This window comes from Thermogemmatispora sp., assembly GCF_019683755.1.
In the GTDB taxonomy this organism is placed as follows: Bacteria; Chloroflexota; Ktedonobacteria; order Ktedonobacterales; family Ktedonobacteraceae; genus Thermogemmatispora.
In genome coordinates, this window is the sequence record NZ_JADGHT010000056.1 from 1 (window position 1) to 18,202 (window position 18,202).

14 protein-coding genes, 1 tRNA gene and 1 riboswitch are annotated in these 18,202 nt (G+C 58.2%); of the genes, 8 read left to right on the top strand and 7 right to left on the bottom strand.

All coding sequences use genetic code 11. The annotated features are described in order from the left end of the window. Window positions 1-593: 593 nt before the first annotated feature. From secD to IRZ24_RS06110, 3 genes are all read left to right on the top strand, one after another. The gene (gene secD / locus IRZ24_RS06100; RefSeq protein WP_297161207.1) at window positions 594-1,970 is read left to right on the top strand and encodes a protein translocase subunit SecD; all 1,377 of its coding nucleotides are present in this window, start codon (window positions 594-596) and stop codon (window positions 1,968-1,970) included. A gap of 12 nt (window positions 1,971-1,982) precedes the next feature. Next, on the top strand, window positions 1,983-3,503 hold the full coding sequence (gene secF / locus IRZ24_RS06105; protein ID WP_297161209.1) for a protein translocase subunit SecF: 1,521 nt from the start codon (window positions 1,983-1,985) through the stop codon (window positions 3,501-3,503). 112 nt (window positions 3,504-3,615) lie between these two features. Next, window positions 3,616-4,548, top strand: a complete 933-nt coding sequence (locus tag IRZ24_RS06110) for a VOC family protein (RefSeq protein ID WP_297161211.1) — start codon at window positions 3,616-3,618, stop codon at window positions 4,546-4,548. A 117-nt stretch (window positions 4,549-4,665) separates the two neighbouring features. Here the strand turns inward: IRZ24_RS06110 and IRZ24_RS06115 are convergent, their stop codons facing one another. From IRZ24_RS06115 to IRZ24_RS06125, 3 genes are all read right to left on the bottom strand, one after another. Next, complete coding sequence (locus IRZ24_RS06115; RefSeq protein ID WP_297161213.1) at window positions 4,666-5,307, bottom strand: HD domain-containing protein; 642 nt, start codon at window positions 5,305-5,307, stop codon at window positions 4,666-4,668. Window positions 5,308-5,460: 153 nt separating this feature from the next. Further along, window positions 5,461-6,006: a CHAD domain-containing protein gene (locus IRZ24_RS06120; protein ID WP_297161215.1), complete on the bottom strand. Its 546-nt coding sequence runs from the start codon at window positions 6,004-6,006 to the stop codon at window positions 5,461-5,463. A 5-nt stretch (window positions 6,007-6,011) separates the two neighbouring features. Then, window positions 6,012-7,460 (bottom strand): CHAD domain-containing protein, encoded by a 1,449-nt coding sequence (locus IRZ24_RS06125; protein ID WP_297161217.1) that lies wholly within the window; start codon window positions 7,458-7,460, stop codon window positions 6,012-6,014. Window positions 7,461-7,777: 317 nt separating this feature from the next. On the opposite strand from IRZ24_RS06125, the gene IRZ24_RS06130 reads away from it, so the two are divergent. Continuing rightward, window positions 7,778-7,862: transfer RNA gene (locus IRZ24_RS06130), tRNA-Leu, on the top strand. Window positions 7,863-8,062: 200 nt separating this feature from the next. On the opposite strand, the gene IRZ24_RS06135 is transcribed toward IRZ24_RS06130, so the two are convergent. After that, window positions 8,063-8,677, bottom strand: a complete 615-nt coding sequence (locus IRZ24_RS06135; RefSeq protein WP_297161219.1) for a TetR family transcriptional regulator — start codon at window positions 8,675-8,677, stop codon at window positions 8,063-8,065. A gap of 216 nt (window positions 8,678-8,893) precedes the next feature. On the opposite strand from IRZ24_RS06135, the gene IRZ24_RS06140 reads away from it, so the two are divergent. Then, window positions 8,894-9,661 carry a glucose 1-dehydrogenase gene (locus tag IRZ24_RS06140; RefSeq protein ID WP_297161221.1) on the top strand — a complete coding sequence of 256 codons (768 nt, stop codon included), beginning with the start codon at window positions 8,894-8,896 and terminating at the stop codon, window positions 9,659-9,661. Window positions 9,662-9,913: 252 nt separating this feature from the next. Next, a riboswitch (TPP riboswitch) is annotated at window positions 9,914-10,027 on the top strand. 57 nt (window positions 10,028-10,084) lie between these two features. Then, window positions 10,085-11,434 carry a phosphomethylpyrimidine synthase ThiC gene (gene thiC, locus IRZ24_RS06145; RefSeq protein ID WP_297161223.1) on the top strand — a complete coding sequence of 450 codons (1,350 nt, stop codon included), beginning with the start codon at window positions 10,085-10,087 and terminating at the stop codon, window positions 11,432-11,434. A 133-nt stretch (window positions 11,435-11,567) separates the two neighbouring features. On the opposite strand, the gene IRZ24_RS06150 is transcribed toward thiC, so the two are convergent. Together IRZ24_RS06150 and IRZ24_RS06155 are read right to left on the bottom strand one after the other, a co-directional pair. Next, window positions 11,568-13,943, bottom strand: coding sequence for a phosphoketolase (locus tag IRZ24_RS06150; RefSeq protein ID WP_297161225.1), 2,376 nt, complete (start codon window positions 13,941-13,943; stop codon window positions 11,568-11,570). 657 nt (window positions 13,944-14,600) lie between these two features. Then, window positions 14,601-15,554: an MBL fold metallo-hydrolase gene (locus IRZ24_RS06155; protein WP_297161227.1), complete on the bottom strand. Its 954-nt coding sequence runs from the start codon at window positions 15,552-15,554 to the stop codon at window positions 14,601-14,603. Between the two features lie 647 nt (window positions 15,555-16,201). Between IRZ24_RS06155 and IRZ24_RS06160 the strand changes: the two genes are divergently transcribed. Both IRZ24_RS06160 and rpsU read left to right on the top strand, forming a co-directional pair. Further along, on the top strand, window positions 16,202-16,540 hold the full coding sequence (locus IRZ24_RS06160) for a zinc-ribbon domain containing protein (protein ID WP_297161230.1): 339 nt from the start codon (window positions 16,202-16,204) through the stop codon (window positions 16,538-16,540). Between the two features lie 11 nt (window positions 16,541-16,551). Next, the gene (gene rpsU, locus IRZ24_RS06165) at window positions 16,552-16,746 is read left to right on the top strand and encodes a 30S ribosomal protein S21 (protein ID WP_297161232.1); all 195 of its coding nucleotides are present in this window, start codon (window positions 16,552-16,554) and stop codon (window positions 16,744-16,746) included. Window positions 16,747-16,942: 196 nt separating this feature from the next. On the opposite strand, the gene IRZ24_RS06170 is transcribed toward rpsU, so the two are convergent. Next, window positions 16,943-18,202, bottom strand: a 1,260-nt coding sequence (locus IRZ24_RS06170; protein WP_297161234.1) for an SAVED domain-containing protein, incomplete at its 5' end; no start/stop codon positions are given.

The following is an 18,202-nucleotide window of genomic DNA, read 5'->3' on the forward strand; positions in this document are numbered from 1 at the left end:
CCACCATCAGGCATACGACGGCTCTACCGGGAGAAGAGGGTAGCTCACCACTGGCCCAGCGTCAATCTCTAGGTCCTCATACTTGCTATAGCTTATTGTTATAGCTTTTGAATTTATAACATGCTGTTATCTAACCTGTCAAGGGATCTAATGGCGCTGATGGCGGTTTTGTCTACCCCACAGCAGCAGCAACCTGATAAAGAAGGAGCGTGCTGGTCAGGCAAGAGAGGAGAAAGCATCAGTGGGGGGACGCGGAGGTCTGGAAACCCGAGAGTCCGGGATAGGCAAGCATCATCAACTATGCTATACTGCACAGGAACTCATAGTACGACCTTGACAGAGGAAAGAGCGAGCGACTGCAACGAATCGAACAACAGCGACCGCCTATGCTCCTCAGCGGTTCGGCTCAAGAGCAAGGTGGCCGGCACCTGCGAGTTCTGGCTGTCGCTGATCAAACCAACAAAAATCATCTCTTTCCCTGAGTTTTCTCCTCCGAGGCCTGAGCAGCGCAGACAGGGCGGCAGGGAGAGCCAGCGTCTGCGCGAGCGAGCAGGGGAGAAAGCCGGGCAGAGAGCGAGGAGAATGTAGACGCTATGCGTAGAGGAACAGCCCTACTCCTCCTGCTGATTGTCATCCTGGCGGCTTGTGCGGCCTATATTGACTGGCCTAACACGCCGGGCATTCACATCCTAGGGATTAACCATGATTTCAAGGTCAACCTGGGACTGGATCTGCAGGGAGGCGTCCGCGCCTTACTGGTGCCTTCTAATCCTAACGAGCAGGTGACCGATGAGACCATTCAGGCCGCCCGCAACCTTATTGAGCAGCGCGTGAATGGCGGCCTGGGTGTCTCGGAGCCGAGCATTCGCGTGCAACAGAACGGGAACCAATATAGCATCTCAGTTGAGCTGCCGGGCTTCAATACTGGTAACCAGACCCAGGCCCTGCAGACCTTGCTCCAGGCGGGCAACCTTGAATTCTGGGACACCGGCTCAACGCCTCTCTCTGAGAATAGCACCTTTGACCCCAGCCAATATACCAGTACCAACCCTGGCGGTAAGCCCTGGTTCACCGGCAAGGATCTCGATCCCAGCCAAATTGGGGTGAGTACAGACTCGTCCGGCCAGCTACAGATCAACTTTGCCATGAAGGGCGATGCTGTCGCCAAATTCGGCCAGTTTACCCAGCAGCATATTGGCGACTATCTGACTGTTACCCTCGATCGTAAGGTGATTCAGTCGGCAGTTATCCAGAGCGCTATCAACGGCCCAGGCGTCATCACTGGCCGCTTTACCCTCCAAGAGGCTCAGTCTATCGCCACGGTTCTGCGCTACGGAGCTTTGCCCATTGCTCTCAAGATCGCCAGTCTGCAGACGGTTGGCCCGACCCTGGGTACGGATTCCATTCAGAAGAGCCTGATCGCCGGCGCCATTGGCCTCGGTATGGTCGTGCTCTTTATGCTCCTCTACTACCGCCTGCCTGGCTTGTTGGCCGATCTGGCCCTGGCACTCTATGCCGGACTGACTTTCGCCGTCTTCAAGGTGATCGGCGTCACTCTGACGCTGGCCGGCATTGCTGGGTTCATTCTCTCGATCGGTATGGCAGTGGACGCCAACGTCTTGATCTTTGAGCGTGTCAAAGAGGAGTTACGCGCCGGTCGTTTACTGGCCGCGGCGATCGATGTCGGCTGGAAACGCGCCTGGCCCTCGATCCGTGACTCGAACTTCTCCACCATTATCACCTGTCTGGTGCTTTTCTTCTTCGGTAACACCTTCGGCGCGACGATCATCAGCGGTTTCGCCACAACGCTGATCCTGGGCGTGCTGATCAGCATGTTCACGGCGATCGTGGTCACGCGCACCTTCCTGAACGTGCTGGTACCGACAGGAGTCATCAACCACCCCGCACTCTTCGGTCTGCCTGCTGGTTCGATCGCAGCGGCAACTGCAGGGCGGCGTAGCTCGCTGTAAGAGGAGGCTGCTGTGTTCAGGCTCGTTGAAAAGCGTTATCTTTTCCTGGCGCTCTCGCTGCTGGTGATCGTGCCTGGGGTGCTTTCGCTGATCTTCAAAGGACTGAACGTCGGCATCGACTTCGCGGGCGGATCCTCTCTCAGCTTGCGCCCTGAAAAGCAGCTCACTATCACCACCGTCCGTAATCTGCTCAAGCCTTTCCCGCTCAAAGACGTGCAGGTTCAGCTTGGCAGCGATCAGACGCTGGCCAGCAAGGGTACTCTCTGGGTACGCCTCAATACCACCGTCGATAGTACAGTCCAGAACGCTATTAAGAAGGACCTGCAGACGCTCTACAAGAGTACAAGCTTGGGGATTACCTTCGATGATCTGACCTACAAGGGCAAGAAGGTCACCATTGTAACGGTGACCAACTTCCCTAAAGGGGTGACTCCCAAGGTCGAAGATATTAGCAAGGCGCTGAGCAAGCTGCCTAATACGACCGATACAACAAAGTCAAGTTCCTCTAGCGCTGTCTCTTCTGCGACGCCTACCCCGACCTCAGGGCCGTCGGTCGCGCGTACACCTACACCGACGGCTAACGCTCAGGCGACGGCTACGGCTGCCGCCCAGGCCACGGCTACAGCCCAGGCCAAGAAGGCTACTCCTACCCCAACAGCCACAGCGAGGGCGACAGCTACTGCTACTGCGACCGCCACCGCCACCCCATCCAGCGGCTCTAGTAGCAACCCTGCCAATATTCCGGTCAAGGTTATGGAGATCCGTCAGGGCACAACGACCCAGACGATCAATATCTTGACGGTGACGCCGCTGGATGCCAACTTGCAGGCTGCCATCGAAAGCGCCTTTATCAATCAGGGCAATACCTATGTCCAGTTGCTTCAGACAGCTACAGTTCAAGGCTCCGTGGCAGCCGATACCCAGCGCAATGCTGTCCTGGCAGTGATTGCTGCCTCGATCCTGATCTTGCTCTACATCTGGTTCTCTTTCCGCAAAGTGCCACGTCCCTGGCGCTACGGCGTCTGCGCCGTAATTGCTCTGGTGCATGATGTACTTGTGGTTGTCGGCATCTCTTCGATCCTGGGCTGGACCGTCGGTTTCCAGGTCGACGCGCTTTTCATCACTGCTTTGCTGACGGTCATCGGCTTCTCGGTGCATGATACGATCGTTGTCTTCGACCGCATCCGCGAGAACATGCAGCGGCGCACTGTGGAGACCTTCGAGGAGGTGGTGAATGCCAGCCTGGTGCAAACGATGGCTCGCTCGCTCAATACCTCCCTGACGGTGCTCTTTACGCTGGCCGCTCTGACGCTCTTTGGCGGTGTGTCGATCCGGCCTTTTACAGGGACGCTGCTGCTGGGTATCTTTAGCGGTACCTACTCGTCGATCTTTAATGCGAGCATGCTCCTGGTGATCTGGGAGAAAGGCGAGCTTGGTCTGAGCTGGCTCAAGGAGCGCTTCGGTGGCGGGCAGCCCGCCGCAACCAGTGGCCGCCGGGCACGCGAACGCGAGTTGACAACGACGCGGGGCTAGCTAGACTGCTCAGTTGAGCACGGCCAGGTAGACTCGATCAGTCGCGGTCTACCTGGCTGTCAGATTGATGCAGCTCTGCGATGTGCAAGAATAGGCAGGAAAGCGAGAGGTTATGCTCACAGGTATCGACCATGTCATTATCGGGGTCAAGGACCTGGAGAGAGCTAGCGTGCTCTTTAGTGAGCGCCTGGGTCTGACTGTCTCGGGCGGTGGGCGTCATCCCCTCGGAGGGACAGCTAATCGCATTATTGTAATCGGCGATACCTATTTGGAGCTGATTACGGTGGTGGCAGCAGATGAGGCTCAGCCTAGCATGCTGGAGCGTTTGGCCAAGGGAGAGGGCTATTGGAACTTCGCGCTGGCTTCTGACGCCATTGCAGAGGATTGCCAGCGGATGCGAGCGCGTGGTGTGCCAGTGCTGGGGCCTGTACATGGCGAGCTACGCGCTGCCGATGGGCGCGTTCGCTCCTGGCTGCGCGCCGACATTGAGCGTCCAGATCTGGCCCAGCACTATCCTTTCCTGATTCAGCATGATAGCAGCGGAGAAGAGCGCCGCTTCCGTCTTGCTGGCTGGCAGCAGCCACCAACCCACCCCCTGGGAGCGGTGCGCGTCTCTAGTGTGACTATCGCTGTGGCCGATCTGCAGGAGGGTCAGCAACGCTTCAGCCATATCTATGGGCTGGAGGCATCACCTCCTTATACCGGCCAGGCCGATCATTGGGAGGCCCTCTTGACCGCTTTTCCTCTGGCGAATGGCTTCCAGAGCTTTGAGCTGGCCGCTCCCCTGCCATTGGCCAGTGCCGGTGATTCGCTTCTCAGTCTGGGCGAGTTCTTGCCTGAGCCGGGCAGTCTGACCCGCTACCTCCAGACGGTGGGGGAGAATCTCTGTCGCATGACTCTGGAAGTCGCAGATCTGAAGGCGGCCAGACGCTATCTTGAGCAACAGGGAGTCATATACACGTTCCAGGCAGAGCCTCAGCCTGCTCTCTGGATTCATCCAGGCTGGACCTGCGGCGCTGCTATTGTGCTGCACCAGCTTACTTGAGCTGATCAGGAAAGCATGGGCGGCCTACTCATAGAGACGAGCGCGGCGGGGTAATAAGCTAAGAAAGGAGCGCCGCAAGCTCTAGCCCGGCACGGCCAGTCCACTCGCTTGCTCTCTCTACTCCGCCGCCATGATCTGAAAACGCAGCTTACGCCTAAAGACCTTCTCAAAAAGATCAGCTTTCTCGTGAGCTTGATCAAGCTCTTCGTCGAGATCAGCCAGGGGACGGGTCCACAGCCGGATGGTCCAGCGCTCGCGGCTGCATTCCTCGGGAACGCTGGCTAGCCGTAGGACGCGAGCATCATGGTTGTAGTCAAGGGCATCAGCTATGCGTAGAAGGGCCGCGAGCATCGAGACGCGCTTGCGTGCCGTACGGCTCATGCTCGCGTATTCCTCATGCGCAAGGCTCGGTAAGGCACGCCGATGGTAGCGGGCAATACAGGCAATCTCATGGCGCTCTTCATCGGAAAAGTCGGGGAGCGGCGTCTCTTTGATCAGGCGAAAGGAATGCTTGTGATGACGTCGCGCTTCTACAAGCATGCCTGTATTATGTAAGAGGGCCGCACGTTCTAGCAGACGTTGGGCTTGGGCATCAAGATGATGTAATGGCTCAGTGGCAACAAAGAGTTGCGTGGAGAGACGTGCCACATGACGGGCATGAGGCCAGTCTTCTACCTGTAATCCTCCGCTGAGATGGAGCTCCTCGGGCGTGGGTTGAGGAAGCTGCCACCACTCTAATTGGTCTTCGATAGTATGCATTCGGTATACCCACCTTTATACGCCACGTTCTTTAACCATACCATGCCTGATAGCATAGTTTTAACCTGGCGTTTACTGTCCCTTTACCTGTTCTTATTGTACACCAGATTGATAAAGACTGCTGAGCCACGGTCTCTCTGCTCAGACTGATGCCTAGAGCGCACTCTCCTGGCTTTGTAGGATGGCTCGCAGCTCTTGTCGCACGCGCCGGGCTTCCAGCGCTTGCCAGTGTTGAGAGAAAGCCTGGAAATGGGCCGCGCGTTCTCTCTGCAGGCGCCAGAGGAGATGGCGCAGACCGGCCCGGAGAGGGAGCGGAGTCCCCTGGAGAGCCTTCAGCAGCGAGAGGGACAGCAGGGCTTCTGCGCCCTCGAAAGATCTCTGTTGCTCGGTCAGGGCCACTTTGATGAGAGCTAAGAGGACATCATGATCGTGCAGCCGCCCAAGTTCTTCTTGCAGCTGCTCTAGCTCGGGCAGTACCGCAAGGCACGCCTCTGGCAGCACGGCTTGGAATAGCTCCAGTGTATAGCGGAGCCGCTTGACGGCAATACGTAGATGGTGCTGGCTTTCGACATCCTGTGGATTAGTCGCCGCCTGGCTCCAGTGATAGAGTTCTTCTAGACGTTGTAGGGCAATTAGACGGGCATTATGCGCAGCGGGCGCACAGGGATCAAGGTCTTTGATAGGCTCGGCTTTGGCCATGCTCTCTAACACTCCTCTCCTGCAAAGCAGGCTGCCAGTTGCGAGCGTAGCGCTTCACTGTCAAGCTCGCGTAGGTGTTCCTCGAGAGCAGAGACCTGCAGGTCGCGCTGCTCTTCTAGCACGGCCAACAGCCACAGGAGAGCCGGGCGCTCATCGGCGCTAGCTTCGGTCAGCAGGGTGCGCAAGCTCAGGAGCATGACGTCACTGTCGCGCACAGCGCCGAGCAGGGCGGCGGTTTTTTTGACTCGACGATAGACCTTCTTAAAGGCTGACGGATCTAGATAGCCACGATAGGCGTCGAGAGCGGCGCGCAGACGTCTCGAGGCCACTCGCATCTTATGGATGGCCTCTTCGTCCGCTTCTTTCAGCAGCAGGCGACGCCAAGAGAGCATCTTTTCCAGGCGCTCAGTGAGAAGACGACGGCCATAGGCAAGGAAGGTCTCCTGACGAGCAAGCTTGTCAGTCTGCTGCTCCTGGCTCCGGTCATTGATGGCCCCTTGCCTCTCAATCTCACTCAACCAAGTCGAGCCAAAGCGCTCATAGGCTAACAAGGCTCCCTCGCGAATGCCGTGAGGACTGATCAGTAGCTGGTCCAGCCCTAGGCGCGCTAGCAAGGCTCTCAGGATCAAGGCTCCCGCAGGGAGAATACGCGCCCGCTTATAGGGCTGTCCATAGCGCTCAGCGATCTCGCTGGCTGGTAGGGCTGCCAGCAGCCCCTCACAGTGAGCCAGTTCGTCAGCGCTTAGGGAGCGCTGGGATGCCGCCAGGCCAAAGGCACGTTCAGCAAGCAACCAGAGAGAATTCGCGCTTCCTCCAGTGGCAACCAGTACAGGCGGATAGAGGGGAATGGTCAGATTGCGCAGATAGTCCTGCAGGAAGGCGCGAGCGCTGGCCCGTTCCTGGTAGGTCGGTGGATCAGAGGGCAGATAGCGATCTAGCAACCAGCCCGAGCCAATGGGCAGCGAGATGCGCCAGGTAATCTGACCGTCGTGGGCGGTCACGAGCTCGGTGCTCCCCCCTCCAAGATCAACCACCCCGAGATCAAGAGGGGCATGACCGGCACGATATAGCTCGTAAGTAGCTCCATAGAAGGTAAGCACGGCTTCCGCTTCGCCGCTGATGAGGGCTACTGGCAAGCCTGTGTGCTGCTCAATACGCTGAAGAAAGCTGTCTCGATTGCTGGCTCGGCGAATGGCCTCGGTGGCAATCAGCAGAATGGTTTCTGCTCCAAGGCGCTCGGCCAAAGCCATATAGTGGGCAATGACCAGGAGGGCCTGCTGCGTCTTCTCTTCCGAGATGACTCCGCTAGCGTTGACACTTTCGCCAAGACGGGTCAGGTCAAGCTCATCAGCGAGAATGTCTAGATGATCAGGCCAACAGCGTGCAACGACCAGGTGAATGGTGTTGCTGCCAATGTCAATGGCGGCTCGTACTGGCCGCGACTCACTTCCCATATCTCGCTTCTTGCCTCTTCAACAGAACTGAGCTACTGTTATTGCATCTCATGGACTGAGGCAGCCGTGCAAACCGCTTGCCATCGCGGTGCACGCATGACTGGGGCCACGCCCGCCTCCGCGCAGTGACCGCCTGCTTTGGTCTCATTATAGCATGCTTGCTCACAGGCCGGAGAAGAGACCAGGTACGTCTGCAATGCTAGGAAGTCGTTGGCTAAACCTCTTGACAGTGACGAGAAGTTGGAGTAATATAGGGTCACGGAACCGAAAGCCCTACCGCTCAGGTAGATGGGCAACAATGCCTACGCAGTGCATAGGCCGAAGTGGTGAAATTGGTAGACACGCAACGTTCAGGGCGTTGTGCCTCTTGCGGGCGTGTGGGTTCGAATCCCACCTTCGGCACCTCTGAGGTTGCCATAGGTGAGACGGTTGCAATAGCCTTCTCACCTATGGCAATCTCGCTTTCTCCCCTCTTCGATCTCCCACATTCCGGCACGCCACTCGCTTGAAAATTTGCTTGGGAGACTAGAGCCATCACCGCCCGCCGCTGCGCAGAAGAGGGCCAGGCCGTCTGCACATCAGGCGACAAGCCTGTTGTCCGCTTATTCTAATACCTTGAGGTGGTTCTTGAGCAAGGCCAGCAGATCCCCCTGTCCCCCTCCATCAAGCCATTGTTCCAGGGCGACGCGCAGAGCGGCGATATGGGTCGCCACCAGCAGGCGCAGTTGACTGGGGTTCTGAGGCTCATCCGCGCGCTCTTGCAGCAGATCACAGAAGGCTGTCTCGGCCTCTAAGAGCGCATAGAGGTAGAAAGCTGCTACAGAGGGGACCTGTCTGGCAATCTGATAGCGGAGCAGGAAGCCCCGTCGCTGCTGTTGATATAGGTCGGCAATGTAGAGGAGAGTACTCTGCAACGCCGCACGCGCTTCTTTGGCCTGGGTCAGCGGCAGCGCGCGCAGGTAGGCCAGTCCAGCTTGCATGACGGCACGCGTTGGCCCTAGTAGCACCTCTTCCTTAGAGGGAAAGTAGCGGAAGAAAGTGCGCGGCGAGATCATGACCGCCTCGGCGATGTCCTGAATCGCAGTCTGTTCGTAGCCGCGCTGACGAAAGAGGGTAAGGGCAGCCTGCTCGATGGCTTCCTGCAGGAGGCGTTTCTTGCGCTCGCGCAGGCTAGGCTGTGCGGCCTGGCTCTGCTCTGAAAGGGCTGTGTCACTCATCGTTTCTTTTCGCTCACTCATTGACTTTTGTCAGTTAGTGACATTATAATGCCAGCAAGCGGCGCTGACAACTGGCCCGCGCGTGCTCTGAAGGCGCTACTCCAGCAGTCAAGCGCCGCTTGGGTTGAGCGATGAGCAAGGATGGCTCAAAGTTTCACAGTCTGCCACTTCCTCTGACGATGTGTTTTAGCTTAGCAGAGAAGGAGTAAGCAAGAGATGAAGCGCTTTGAGCAACAGGTCGCCGTGGTGACAGGAGCCGCGTCAGGCATCGGTCGCGCACTGGTGCAGCGTCTTACCAGCGAGGGAGCTGCCGTTGTAGCTGTCGACATTGTTGAGGAGCCGCTACAGGCCCTAGTGATGGAGCTACAAGGCCAGGGTGCCAGCATTTGTGCTTGCCGTACTGACGTGGCCTCGGAGAGTGGAGTCGAGGCTATGCTGACAACAGCTACTTCGACGTATGGGCGGCTGGATATCCTCTGTAATAATGCGGGCATTATGGATCTGATGACGCCCGCGGCTGAAGTCCCTCTAGAGTTGTGGGAGCGTGTGCTAGCGGTCAACCTCTATGGTCCTTTTTTAGCCTGTCGCCGGGCTATTCCTATTTTTCTAGAGCAGGGTGGGGGCGTGATCGTCAATACGGCCTCTGAGGCTGGTTTGCGCGGCGGAGCAGCCGGCACCCCGTATACGGTCTCAAAGCACGGCCTGATCGGTCTGACTCGTAGCATCGCTTTTCACTACGGTGAACGCGGTATTCGTTGCAACGCTGTTTGTCCTGGGGCTGTGGCGACAGCTATCGGTCTGGGGCAGGGTGTTCCGCACCAGTCCGGTTTAGAGCGGGTAGGAGCTTTTATTCGCGCTAGTGCGCCTTCACGGGTAGCCTCTCCTGATGAGATCGCTGCGGCCATTGCTTTTCTGGCCTCGAAAGAGGCGAGCTATATCAATGGGGCCATTCTCCCTGTCGATGGAGGTTGGCTAGCGGCCTGAGTTACCCCTCTCCGAGGAGCTCTCGGAGCACGTCAAGTGAGCGGGCAGGCTGCGGCTGCTCCTTTTCACGCCTCTCCTCTTTCTTCTCCTGAGCTAAGCCGGGCTCAAGGGTGTTGTAGGCGCTTGTAGCTTGCTCACGCTTTGAGATGTCACCCTCAAGCGGCCAGAGAAGTGCATCGCGGGCCTTCAACGGCGACCAATCGGCAAGTACGATATGGTATGATTCTCCTCAGAAGAAGACTGAGCGCTTCTGATTGGACCTGGGGGAGCTCGGGCAACCGGGCTGAGAGGGCCTCTGTGAGCGAGGCCGACCCCTCGAACCTGACCCGGGTAATACCGGCGGAGGGAAGGGTCCGTCTGGCTGCCCAACCCGCTGCCGGTTCCCCTTCAGGTCAGTGATCAACAATGACCGGAGGTGGAACAGTGCCAACTCAGCTTGAGCAGGCTCGTCAGGGCCAGATTACTGAGGCGATGGCCTATGTGGCCCAAGCCGAAGGCCTCCCCGCCGAAGAGATCCGCGAGAAGGTCGCTGCTGGTCTGGCTGTTATTCCTGCCAACCCCAATCATCGCACGCTCTCCCACTTCACTGCCATCGGTCAAGGTCTCCTTGTTAAGGTTAACGCCAACCTTGGTACTTCGTATGACTATGTCCATCTGGAAGAGGAGCGCCAAAAGCTCGCTCTGGCCCAGCAGGCAGGCGCCGATGCTGTGATGGATCTCTCGACCGGCGGCGACATCCCCGCTATTCGTCAAGCGTTGCTGGAGTCGTGCGCGGTACCCTTGGGCACGGTGCCCATCTACGAGGCCGAGTTTCGAGCCGTGCGCGAGAAGGGTTCTTTTCTCAAGATGAGCGCGGATGAGCTGTTCGAGACAATCGAACAGCACGGGAAAGCCGGCGTCGATTTTATTACCGTGCACTGTGGGGTGACCCGCCAGAGTCTGGAACATTATCGGCAGGCGTCTCGTGTGACGGGAATTGTTTCACGCGGTGGGGGTCTGCTGGCTGCCTGGATGCTGGAGAACGGCGCTGAGAATCCGCTCTATGAGCACTTCGATTGGCTGCTGGAGATCGCTCGCCAGTATGATATGACTTTGAGCCTGGGGGATGGTCTGCGGCCTGGCTCGCTCGCGGATGATCTTGATGGTGCTCAGGTAGGTGAGTTGATCATTTTGGGTGAGCTGGTTGAGCGGGCCCGGCGCGCCGGTGTGCAGGTGATGGTCGAGGGGCCGGGCCATGTGCCTCTTAATGAGGTACAGAGCAATGTTCAGCTTCAAAAGAAGCTCTGTCGCGGCGCACCTTTCTATATCCTGGGCATGCTCCCTGTCGATACTGCGGCCGGTTTTGATCACATCGCCGGCGCCATCGGTGGGGCACTGGCCGGGATGTATGGCGCCGATATGCTCTGTTATTTAACGCCGGCGGAGCATCTGGGCCTGCCTAATCCGCGCCAGGTCTATGAGGGCGTGGTGGCCTTCAAGATTGCGGCTCACGCCGCTGATGTGGCTCGTGGTCATCCTCAAGCGCTGGCACGCAACCGCCAGATGTCTGAGGCTCGTTATCGGCTCGACTGGGATACTCAATTCCAATTGGCGCTGTATCCCGAGGAGGCGCGGCGCATTTTCGCCGAGCGCGCTTCTAAGACGCGAGCCTGCTCGATGTGTGGGCCGTTCTGTCCCATGAACCTCGTTGAGCATGTGCTGCGTCGTCAGCAGCGGAATGGCAGCGCCAGCCCGTTGGCAGCAGCGGAGCAGGTGAGCCTCGGAGGCGTTTGAGGGTAGCTAATACCCTGCTCTGCTAGCGATGGCACCTTTTAGGGGTCTACGGTAAAGGCCCACTGGCATGGCGCGAGGGGTCCAAAGCAGGAACGCAGGAAAGTGGCTTTCCCTCGCGCCACTGCTGTTGGCATTAATCGCGCCAGGTCCAGTCACGGACTTCGGGCATATCCTCCAGATGCTCACGGATATAGTCATGGTGCTGGCGAAGCAGCTCTTCACACTCGCGCACGAGGGGCGCGGTCAGGTGGCGCAGACGCGGCACGTGTTCCATCGCCAGGAGACAGAGGTGGTAGCGGCTGACCTCGTTGAGGACAACCATATCAAAGGGAGTGGTCGTCGTTCCCTGCTCGTTGTAGCCCCGGACATGGAAGCGGGCAGGATTGGGGCGCCCGTGCACAAGCTGGTGAACGGCGCGCTGATAGCCGTGGAAGGCGAAGATGACGGGCCTCTCTTCAGTAAAGTGAGCGATAAAGGCCGCCTGGTCGATGCCGTGCGGGTGTAGCTCAGGAGGATAAAGAGTCATCAGGTCGACGATATTGACAACGCGCACCTTGAGCTGAGGAAGCTTCCGGCGCAGCCACCAGGCGGCGGCCACGGTCTCCATTGTCATGACGTCGCCAGCACACGCAAGCACAACGTCCGGCTCACTATCGTCTTCGTTACCAGCCCAGGACCAGATCGAGAGGCCCTGTCGGCAGTGGTCAATGGCCTCGGCCATGCTGAGATATTGCAGGTGCGGCTGCTTGTCGACAACGATCAAGTTAATGTAGTTGCGACTGCGCAGGCAGTGATCAGCCACCGCGAGGAGACAGTTGGCGTCGGGTGGCAGGTAGATACGCGCAATGCTACCGCGGCGCGAGAGCATGGTATCGATGAGGCCTGGGCCTTGATGGGAGAAGCCGTTATGATCGTTGCGCCAGCAGGTTGAGGTCAAGAGCAGGTTGAGCGAGGCCACTGGGGCCCGCCAGGAGAGGGCACGCGCGCCTTCAAGCCATTTGGAATATTGGATGATCATGGAGTCGGCGATCATGGCAAAGGCTTCGTAAGTGGCAAACAGGCCATGCCTGCCGGTCAAAAGGTAGCCTTCTAGCCAGCCTTCACAGAGATGCTCGCTGAGTACCTCCATGACACGCCCTTCTGGCGAGAGATGGTCATCGATGGGCATGATGCGCTCCAAAAAGGTGCGGTTCTGAGCGGCAAAGATGTCGCCGAGACGATTGGAGTTGGTTTCGTCAGGACAGAAGTAGCGAAAGTTGCACTGCTTTGCATTTTCTTTGAAGATGTCGCGCAGAAAGGCGCCTAGAGGACGGGTATTGCTGTAGTAGCTGGTGGCCGGTCTGGTGACTTCGACAGCGTAGGAGCGGAAATCTGGCAGACGGAGATCAACAAGCAGTTTGCCACCATTGGCGTGAGGATTGGCTCCCATGCGGCGTTCACCCTGGGGAGCCAGGGCTGCTAGTTCGGCCCGTAGGCGCCCTTGTTCGTCAAACAGCTCCTCGGGGTGGTAGCTGCGCATCCAGTTCTCTAGCAGCTTGAGATGGGCTTGATTAGTCCTCACCTCTTCCAGGGGAACCTGATGGGCGCGAAAGGTGCCTTCGATGGGGAGGCCATCAACTTCTTTGGGGCCTGTCCAGCCTTTGGGGGTCCTGAGAACGATCAGTGGCCAGCGTGGTATACCGCTGAAGCTCTGGGTACGTGCCTGCTGCTGGTAGGCGCGGATTTCGTGATAGCAGCGGTCAAGGGTTTCGGCAAAGGTGCGATGGACGGCTAGCGGCTCATGACCTTCCACAAAGTAGACGTGGTAGCCATGACCGCTAAAGAGCTGTTCGATCTGCTCGTTGCTGGTGCGGCCTAAGACGGTCGGCCCGGAGATTTTATATTCATTGAGGTGGAGAATAGGCAGGACAGCCCCATCACGAACGGGATTGAGGAATTTGATGCTTTTCCAGGAACCTTCCAGGGGACCAGTCTCAGCCTCGCCGTCGCCGACGACGGCTGCAACAATCAGGTCGGGATTGTCAAAGGCCGCTCCAAAGGCATGGGCCAGGACGTAGCCCAGCTCTCCCCCTTCGTGAATAGAGCCAGGGATCGGCACGCCGACATGGCTGGGCACTCCTCCCGGGGTGGAGAACTGACGAAAGAGCTGGCGCAGGCCTTGCTCGTCTCGGCTGACTTCGGGATAGATCTCCGAGTAGGTTCCTTCAAGGTAGACGTTCGCGATCACTGCCGGGCCACCATGCCCTGGCCCTGCCAGAAAGATCATATCAACGTCGTAGTCTTTGATAAGGCGATTGAGATGGACGTAGATGAGATTGAGCCCTGGTGAGGTGCCCCAGTGCCCCAGCAACCGCGGTTTGATGTGCTCGGGCCGTAGCGGTTCCTTGAGCAGGGGATTTTCCTGAAGGTAGATCTGTCCAACGGTCAGATAATTGGCGGCACACCAGTACTTATGCATCAGTTCTAGCTGCTGTTGGCTGAGTGTACGCGCACCGGCAGCAGTCGACATATTTCCCTCCTCTGTTGGGTGCTTCAGTAAGCGAAGGCACCTGCAGAATTTTCTCTTTCTATCATTAACTAGCCTATCTTTTTGCTGCTGCTTCCTCGCTGGCGATGACAGCTAGCGGCGATCAGCGGTCATTAAGAGCACGGTTCGATAGTAGCGCTCTCTCTCCCGAGCATAGCCACTAGAACTCACACCACGATCACAGTCCACCTGGTCGGTGCTCACAGGAGCCGCACGATTTTGAGTGCAGAGCTAAAAGAGCCATCACCCGCCTGTCCTGTGACAGGTACGACTGGGAGAGGCAAAAGGTGTCTCTGCTTTCTGTCAGGCTGACAGGCGATGCTCCGGCACCGGATGGAAAGGGCCAGACGGCGAAGGAGAAAGAGGGGGTTGCCAGTGCGACGGGCAGCAGATAGACCTGTCGATCAAGCTCCGAGGTGAGCGTGGCCAGGCTGAAGAGGAGTAGCCGGCAGAGCCTGACAAACGCCGCGAGCTTTGAGAGCAATCAGCAGGCTCCAGATCAGGACCGCAAGCAAGGCTAGCTCCAGAAGCAGCCTGCGTGTCAGGTGCTGCCGGCTCGGCTTATGGTCCCGTTCCCGTTCTCCAAGGAGACATAGGACCAGCGGAGCGGTGCAGTGCGGAGGCGCAACAATGGCGAGATCAGGTTAGATGCAGTGTGGTGCCAACACTGGTCTGGATGTAGGCCGCAGGCAAAGCACGCGCCAGTTCATGGGTGGCGCGCCAGCCGGTACAATGTCCGGGGACGATGATGCTGGGGCCAATGGCTTGCAGCTCGGCGATGGTGCGCGGAATGATCGGCTCGAAGATGGCCCCACTCAGGTGGAGGCCGCCAACAAAGGCGTAGATGGCCTTGATGCCGGTGAGCCGACGGGCATGTTGCAGGATGTTAATGACGCCCGCATGACTGCAGCTAGAGAGCACTACCAGGCCGCGATTCTTAAGGTGGCAGACGACGGCCTGATCATCCCAGACCCAGATGTCAGGCTCCCAGCCGTGGTCTGTGCGCGCTTGTTGCAGAGGAAAACCTTTTTCAAAATCGGTGACGCGTTCAACCTGGCCAGTAACCAGCACGGTTCCGTCGAGGAGCAGTGAGGGGCCGCGTTCTTCGATGATTGTGACGCCTTCGCGATCGAGGTCGGCGTGACTTGGCGGGGGCATGTGAATTTCGGTCCCGGTAGGGAAGACGATGCGCCGATAACGCCAGGCATCAGGATGGAGTAGGAGAGGCAGGCCACGTTTGCCGAGGCGGCGAACGATGCCTTCCAGCCCGCCGTGATGGTCGGCATGACCGTGCGAAAGAACAATGGCCCGCAGTTCGCTGGGGCGGACTTCCAGGACATCCATATTGTGGAGCAGCGTGTTGCGCCCAAGCCCGGCATCGTAGAGCAGAGAGGCCCGCCACCCATTGCGTACGACTGTGAGCAGCAGGGCATAGCCGTGCTCGGCAATGAGCTGCTCGCGCTCGGTCCAGTTGATGGCTAGCGGAGCGCGTTGAACCATCTCATTGCTGGGCAGCAGGACATCGACACTGTTATCGACCAGGATGGTGATATCGAGACTGTCAACGGGAGCCAAGGTGACTTGTTCGCCCATGATGCCGCACTCCTTTCCATACGTGCAAGAGTGGCGCTTTGGCTTACCTACTGATTGTCTTTACTCCACTCGTCTGTTTGATGGTTTGCTCACCTCACGCGCAGAAATCTGCAGGAATGGCTGTTTTCGTCAGATCAGCTTCCCACTACCCACTAGCAGGCTCTGTAGACTGGAGAAGAGATATTGTCAGGATACCGCAGGCAGACAGCTGGCTGCAAGCGAGAGATGCGAAGAGATACGGCCATCGAAGGTGAAGGCCTCCCCCTGGCTTTGAGTGCCTGTCTTCGTTGGCTGAGGTAACGGGCGAGAACTGGCACGGTGAGATAGATGGGCTGGGGGCTTGCTCGGGTAGACTTGACGGGGGACGGCAGGTGTGGTATGCTGCATATGGCACATGGAAGCGAAACTGTCGAAGCCGCTGCCCATGTTTGTGGGCGGCGGCTTTTTTTGGCGAGCGGTTCGCTGTCAGCGGTTCCGCGCCGACGCTGCCTCCCAGTTCCAGGCTCAGGTCGCACGTTCCCGCGCCTATGGCCTCTTTGCCGTCTGGCGCTGCGCAGATCAGCGCAGTCTGTGCCAGGCGAGCCCCATTGCATTGCAGGGCACTTCTCCACCGCAGGCGGGGAAATGCCCGTAAGGAGACTTTCTAGATGATTAATCCTGGACAGGACCAGATCCTGATCTGTCGCGATTGCGGTCAGGAATTCACTTTTACTGTTGGAGAGCAAGAGTTTTTTGCCAGCCGCGGCTTGACCAATACGCCCAGTCGCTGCCCTAGCTGCCGGGCGGCGCGCAAGGCGAGCGGTGGGCGTCGTGGGCGCGGTTACGGGCGCGAGGAGCGCCAGATGTACACGGTGACCTGCGCCAGTTGCGGCAACGAGGCCCGTGTCCCTTTCCTGCCTCGTGATGATCGCCCCGTCTATTGCAGCGATTGCTATCGTCCCCAGGAATCGTACGGGCGCGGCCAGGGCCGCCGCGCGCGTTGGTAAGGCGGGCTGTCATGAGTGAAGTTCGCCTGAATCCCGATGAGTCCTTCGAGGTCGCCCTCAAGCGCTTTAACCGCAAGGTCTTGAATGCCGGTATTCTGGCCGAGGTGCGCCGCCGCAAACATTACGAGAGCCGCAGCGACCGCCGCAAGCGTAAGGCTGCTGTAGCTCGCCGCCGCCGCCGTCGCCATACCCGCTCACGCCGCTAGTTCCATACACGGTCCACCGCGCCTGACTGGTCATCCATAGCAGGCTCAGCAATAGCAGCAGTAGAAGAGCCGTTCGTAACAAGCGCTCGCTCTTCTACTGCTTGTCACGGATGCAAGCGAGAGGCGCAGTCTTGCTGAAGGCTCCCCCTTCAAGCGAGTGCTCATCTAACAGATGCCTATCTGCAGGATCTCACTCCTACTCTTTTTGATTGAGTGTGTAGGCATAGCGATAGGCTGCAGAGAACTCGTATAAGGAAACTGGGCCGAAAACGCTAGCATTCAGTTGCTGGCCGATCAGGACCGCAAGCCCAGCAGGCAGCGATGAGAAGAGATGGATATGGGCAATGCCTTGGCTGCGCAGGCGGCGCAGGTCACGTCCAATCTGACGGGCAATGGCCAGGGCATGATTGCCATCCCTTACCCCTCGGGTGTGGTCTACTCCCTCCGGCAGCGAATAATGGATGAAGTGGCTATAGTCAATCTTATTCCCTGCTTGTTGCGTGTATACCTTCACACTATCCTCAATATTATTCGATATGGAAATAGCCACTACCGCTGTCTGGGGATCTCCCTTCTGAATGCTCTCATCACAGGTAAGAGGGGAAGAATCGCTCTGCGGTCCTTCATTATCCCAATACTGCTGTCTTGCTTCATCACGTACTTGCAACCTCATTCCCTGGAAAATGAAGCCGAACAGGTAGGTCAGCGAATAGACTGCTTTAATCGGAACTTTTAGACTTTCTCCAAAGCCTGGACCAATGGTCGTGAGCAGTCCTTTGATATCCTGCAGAGCTGGAACAATAAGATCCTGCCATTCAGCGACTGTAGGGACACGTCGCACATCCCTATTCTCGTCTTCAAGGAAAAGCCTCCTGGCATCAACCGACAGATCGAGCCGAGGGCTGCCCTCTCCAGCAACAAAGGTGCGTAACCCTATCCAGATTTCATGGTTCTCCCCAGCCCTCACGCGGCGCTGATGAAATGCCCGGCGCAAGATCGCGCGAGCCAGCAAACGCAGCTTGCCGTCTACTGCCTGCTGATCGCTCTCCTCCGGCTCAAGCTCGTCCGCAATAAAATTCGTCAGCTTCCCGAGACTGACCTTTGCCAGGGCGTTCTGCGCTCTTTTCCGGCTGACCCCCTGCAGGATCACAACTATAGGAAACTCCAGCTCGTTTTCGTGGCGCTTGAGGGCAGCGTGTGCCTCGGATAGCCAGAGCTGCGGCTTCCTGAGAGCTTCGGGTGTGAGATAGAGCAGGTAGGCATCGGCTAACTCGCTCACGGCCCGCTCTGCGGCTTTTTCACGGAGGCCGAGAAAGGGCAGGTCCTCGCTGTCGCGGTGCCAGAGCTTGAGGCCGCGCAGGCGCAGCATGAGTTCTAGCTGTTCGCGGTTTTTTCCGGCATCGCCAGCAGAGCTGATGAAAACGGTGGCCGGTCTGGTCGGGTCCTGTTCCTGCTG

What these genes read in the sequence shown, in the direction of transcription:
- secD (WP_297161207.1), top strand. Translation starts at nt 594, where the DNA reads ATGCGTAGAGGAACAGCCCTACTCCTCCTGCTGATTGTCATCCTGGCG.
- IRZ24_RS06110 (WP_297161211.1), top strand. Translation starts at nt 3,616, where the DNA reads ATGCTCACAGGTATCGACCATGTCATTATCGGGGTCAAGGACCTGGAG.
- IRZ24_RS06115 (WP_297161213.1), bottom strand. Translation starts at nt 5,307, where the DNA reads ATGCATACTATCGAAGACCAATTAGAGTGGTGGCAGCTTCCTCAACCC.
- IRZ24_RS06120 (WP_297161215.1), bottom strand. Translation starts at nt 6,006, where the DNA reads ATGGCCAAAGCCGAGCCTATCAAAGACCTTGATCCCTGTGCGCCCGCT.
- IRZ24_RS06125 (WP_297161217.1), bottom strand. Translation starts at nt 7,460, where the DNA reads ATGGGAAGTGAGTCGCGGCCAGTACGAGCCGCCATTGACATTGGCAGC.
- IRZ24_RS06135 (WP_297161219.1), bottom strand. Translation starts at nt 8,677, where the DNA reads ATGAGTGACACAGCCCTTTCAGAGCAGAGCCAGGCCGCACAGCCTAGC.
- IRZ24_RS06140 (WP_297161221.1), top strand. Translation starts at nt 8,894, where the DNA reads ATGAAGCGCTTTGAGCAACAGGTCGCCGTGGTGACAGGAGCCGCGTCA.
- IRZ24_RS06150 (WP_297161225.1), bottom strand. Translation starts at nt 13,943, where the DNA reads ATGTCGACTGCTGCCGGTGCGCGTACACTCAGCCAACAGCAGCTAGAA.
- IRZ24_RS06155 (WP_297161227.1), bottom strand. Translation starts at nt 15,554, where the DNA reads ATGGGCGAACAAGTCACCTTGGCTCCCGTTGACAGTCTCGATATCACC.
- IRZ24_RS06160 (WP_297161230.1), top strand. Translation starts at nt 16,202, where the DNA reads ATGATTAATCCTGGACAGGACCAGATCCTGATCTGTCGCGATTGCGGT.
- rpsU (WP_297161232.1), top strand. Translation starts at nt 16,552, where the DNA reads ATGAGTGAAGTTCGCCTGAATCCCGATGAGTCCTTCGAGGTCGCCCTC.